This is a genomic window from Methylomagnum sp. (assembly GCF_054333355.1).
The window spans coordinates 1-3,181 of sequence record NZ_JBTEKS010000464.1 but is presented as its reverse complement, the minus strand read 5'-3'; the positions used below and the strand labels follow the sequence as shown (position 1 = coordinate 3,181).

General features: G+C 61.2%; 3 protein-coding genes. All 3 read right to left on the bottom strand.

Annotation, left to right across the window (positions count from 1 at the left end; translation table 11 throughout):
- Nucleotides 1-23: 23 nt before the first annotated feature.
- The gene (locus tag ACXWUF_RS21095) at nt 24-323 is read right to left on the bottom strand and encodes a hypothetical protein (RefSeq protein ID WP_458503385.1); all 300 of its coding nucleotides are present in this window, start codon (nt 321-323) and stop codon (nt 24-26) included.
- A 76-nt stretch (nt 324-399) separates the two neighbouring features.
- Nucleotides 400-2,001, bottom strand: a complete 1,602-nt coding sequence (gene xrtE, locus ACXWUF_RS21090) for an exosortase E/protease, VPEID-CTERM system (protein ID WP_458503384.1) — start codon at nt 1,999-2,001, stop codon at nt 400-402.
- Nucleotides 2,002-2,154: 153 nt separating this feature from the next.
- Complete coding sequence (locus ACXWUF_RS21085) at nt 2,155-2,916, bottom strand: VPEID-CTERM sorting domain-containing protein (protein ID WP_458503383.1); 762 nt, start codon at nt 2,914-2,916, stop codon at nt 2,155-2,157.
- Between the last annotated feature and the right edge of the window lie 265 nt (nt 2,917-3,181).

Here is a 3,181-nt window from a genome sequence, read left to right as displayed (position 1 = left end):
GTTTTTTTTAACGGTTATGCAATTTATATGAGCCAGTTAGAGAAAGTGTAAAAAAAGCTGACGATGGGCTGGACTTTTTCAAATGGACTTTTTTGCGGGCGCTTTGTTTGGGGCTGATAGTCAGGATGGCGGTGGCTATTTCCGTCAATCTTCCCGTCCCAGGCCCTTGATGATGTAGCCCCCGACTTCTCGTCGAACTCCAATCCCAGCAGCTTCGCGAAGGTGCGGAAGCCATGGTGGGTCTCGTTGAAGCCCGGCTTACGCCGCTTCAATGCCTGGTTGACCATGCCCCGCTTCTTGAACAAGTCTTCGGCCGTTTCCATCACCCAATGGCGCGATTGCCCTGTTCGTCGGCGTAGGGCAATCGCGCCATGTGTATGGGGCGGGGCTTTTTCTGCTTCAGGACCACAGCGACCAGCGCCCGAAGGCCAGGACGTACAGGGCTATCAGGCCATTGGTCGTCATGTGGGCGACGATGGCGTCCCCCAGTCGACCCCGGTGGTAGACCGCCCCCGCATAGGCCATGCCCGCCAGGGTTCCGGCCAGCCAGCGGTCGTGGGCTAGGCCGAAGGCCAGCGACGACCCCACGAAGGACAGCCAAGTGAAATGGTTGGGCTGGATTTTCTCAAAATCAGCCGCGATCAGGCGGCGGGTCAGATAGCCGCGAAAGGCCAGCTCCTCGGCCACCGGAACCAGCAGCACCGATCCGACGACCCGGAACGCCAGCCAAGCACTTTGGGCGCTCGGTGGCAGCTTGGCTAAGCCATCGGCCATGGCCGAGTGGGTGGGCCCCGGCTCCAGCCACAGCCAAACCAGGAACACGCCCCCGCCCATGGCGAGGGAGGCTCGCGACCAGCCCCAGTCCCACTGCCGATAGGCATTTCGGTAGCGCCACAGGGCGATGCCCGTGAGGATGGGCCGCAATGGATAGAGCCAGTCGAAGCCGTCGGACAGCGCCGAAGTCAGCATGACCGACCCCATCAACACGAGCAGGGGAACCAGCAGGGCCGGGGCCATGAGGTCATGGTGTTCCTGGATGGGATGCCCTTTGGGATGGGGCGCCTTGGTCAACAGGTTGAAGCGCTCGGTCAGGACGACGAGTCCCAAGGCGATGGCGGCGAAGGCTATCCAGCCGGCCTGGGAATGGAAGCCGCCCAACGCCACCTCGCGGGAATAGGAGGTTCCCAGGATGATGAGGATGGAGATGCGGACGGCGTTGGCGAGCCAGATGGTCAATGCGCCCAGGGGAAACAGCAGCAGGGCGTGGGGGAAGCGCATCCGTTCCCGGAACAGCCACAGGTAAAGGATGAGGAAGGCCGCGACCAGGCCGATGCCCTCGTAGCCCGAGCATTGCGGCGCGATGTTGACTAGGAAGCCGGGCGTGCCCAGGGCGTGATCGGTCTCGTCGTAGAGGACATGCTTGTAAACCAAGCCGAGCAGGTTTTTGGACAGCCAGAACGTGCCCGCCGCGAGGGGACGCCAGAATTCGCGGGTAAGCTCTCCCAGCCCCCAGGCGGCGGCACCCGCCGAGGCGGCACCCAGCACGGCCAGCCATTCACGGCTCGCTAGCCTCAACCAATAGCCGAGCGGCGCGGCCGCCAGCAGCCACAGCGCCAGCATCGCGGTCGCCGCCAGCACCCATTGGGCGACTTGGGAAACGGGCGGATAGGTGCCGGTCGCGGCGGCCTCGAACATGCTTCCGGTTAATTGGAAAAAAACGGCGAAGGCCGCGCTGTGCAAGAGCAGCCACCCCAGCCAACTGAATGTTTGGGTCTTGGCGCATCGCAGCCCCTCGCTGGCGAGGGCGCCGAGCCTTGGATAGACAATCAGCAGGAAGGCGGCCAGGGCGGCGAAGCCGATGCGCATGAAGATGGGCGAGTTGTTGGCGAGCTGGCTCCACCAGTTGTCGCCCTTTTCAAAGACGGCGGTGTCGAAGCTGACCGAGAGGAAAAGTATCTCCGCCGCCAGCGCGCCCGCCAGCAGCCCCCAGCGGAGCAGCACCCGCCCAGGCGTTAAGGTTGTGGAATCTGATGGGGAGGAAGAGGGGTGTTCTTGCGACATGCCTGCAAGAATACGAAGATCGGAATGGTGAGGCAAACAAAAACGCCGACCCGAGGGTCGGCGTTTTGATGCTCGATTGAGCCAGCCGCTTTATTAGCTGCGGCGACGGCGGCGTTCGCCCGCCAGGGCCAGTGCGCCCGCCATCAGCGTCAGTGCGCCGGTGCCGGAGATGGCGTCGATTTCAGGTACGGACGGCGGCGTGCCGCAGGTGCCGTTGTTTCCGCCGCTTGCGACGGAACCACTGCCGCCGCTGGTGCCCAGGCCGGAGCAGGCGGTGCCCAGGGTGTCGATGGAGATATCCAGCGCGGATTGGCTAGAACCGTCGATCCTAATCTGCACGGACGTGGCGGTGGTTTCGTCGCCCGAGATCTGCGAGAACAGGAAGTCCGCGTAGGCGGGCAGGACAAGACCACTGGCGACGAGTACCGCGTTGGTGGTGATGCTGGTGAACGCTCCACCATTGATGGCGACACCAAACGTACCGTTGAGGTCGGTCGCCGTCAGGGTAAGGCGGAAGGCATTCTGGGTGCCGCCCACGGTCAGATCGAGAGCCCCACCCAGATCGAAGTTGAGGACGGAGGTGCCGAAGACGCCGGAGCCTTGGCTGTGGGCGTAGACGCCGGGGTTGGTGACGGTGTCGATCTGTATGTCAGTGAAATCGCCCGTGCTGGTGATGCTTACGTCTCGGGCATAACCACTGGAAGAGTTGCCGGCGGGATCGTTAGAAAGCACCGGAAGGCTCACGCCGGCGCTGCCATTATAAGTGTCGCCATTGAAATCATCGATTACCAATGCGTTGGCGGAGCCAGCGGCGAGGGTGGCCATGACGGCCAGGGGTAGTGTTAGCTTTTTCATGGTAGGGGTTCCTTGCGTGTTGTCTGGTTACAGTCCGATTTTTTCGGAGTTAATGATCAAATCTTCCTCGGCCAGCATTAATGCACCAACCATGCCTAACTTGCTAAAGGCTTGAAATGAGGATGTTTTTTTTAACGGTTATGCAATTTATATGAGCCAGTTAGAGAAAGTGTAAAAAAAGCTGACGATGGGCTGGACTTTTTCAAATGGACTTTTTTGCGGGCGCTTTGTTTGGGGCTGATAGTCAGGATGGCGGTGGCTATTT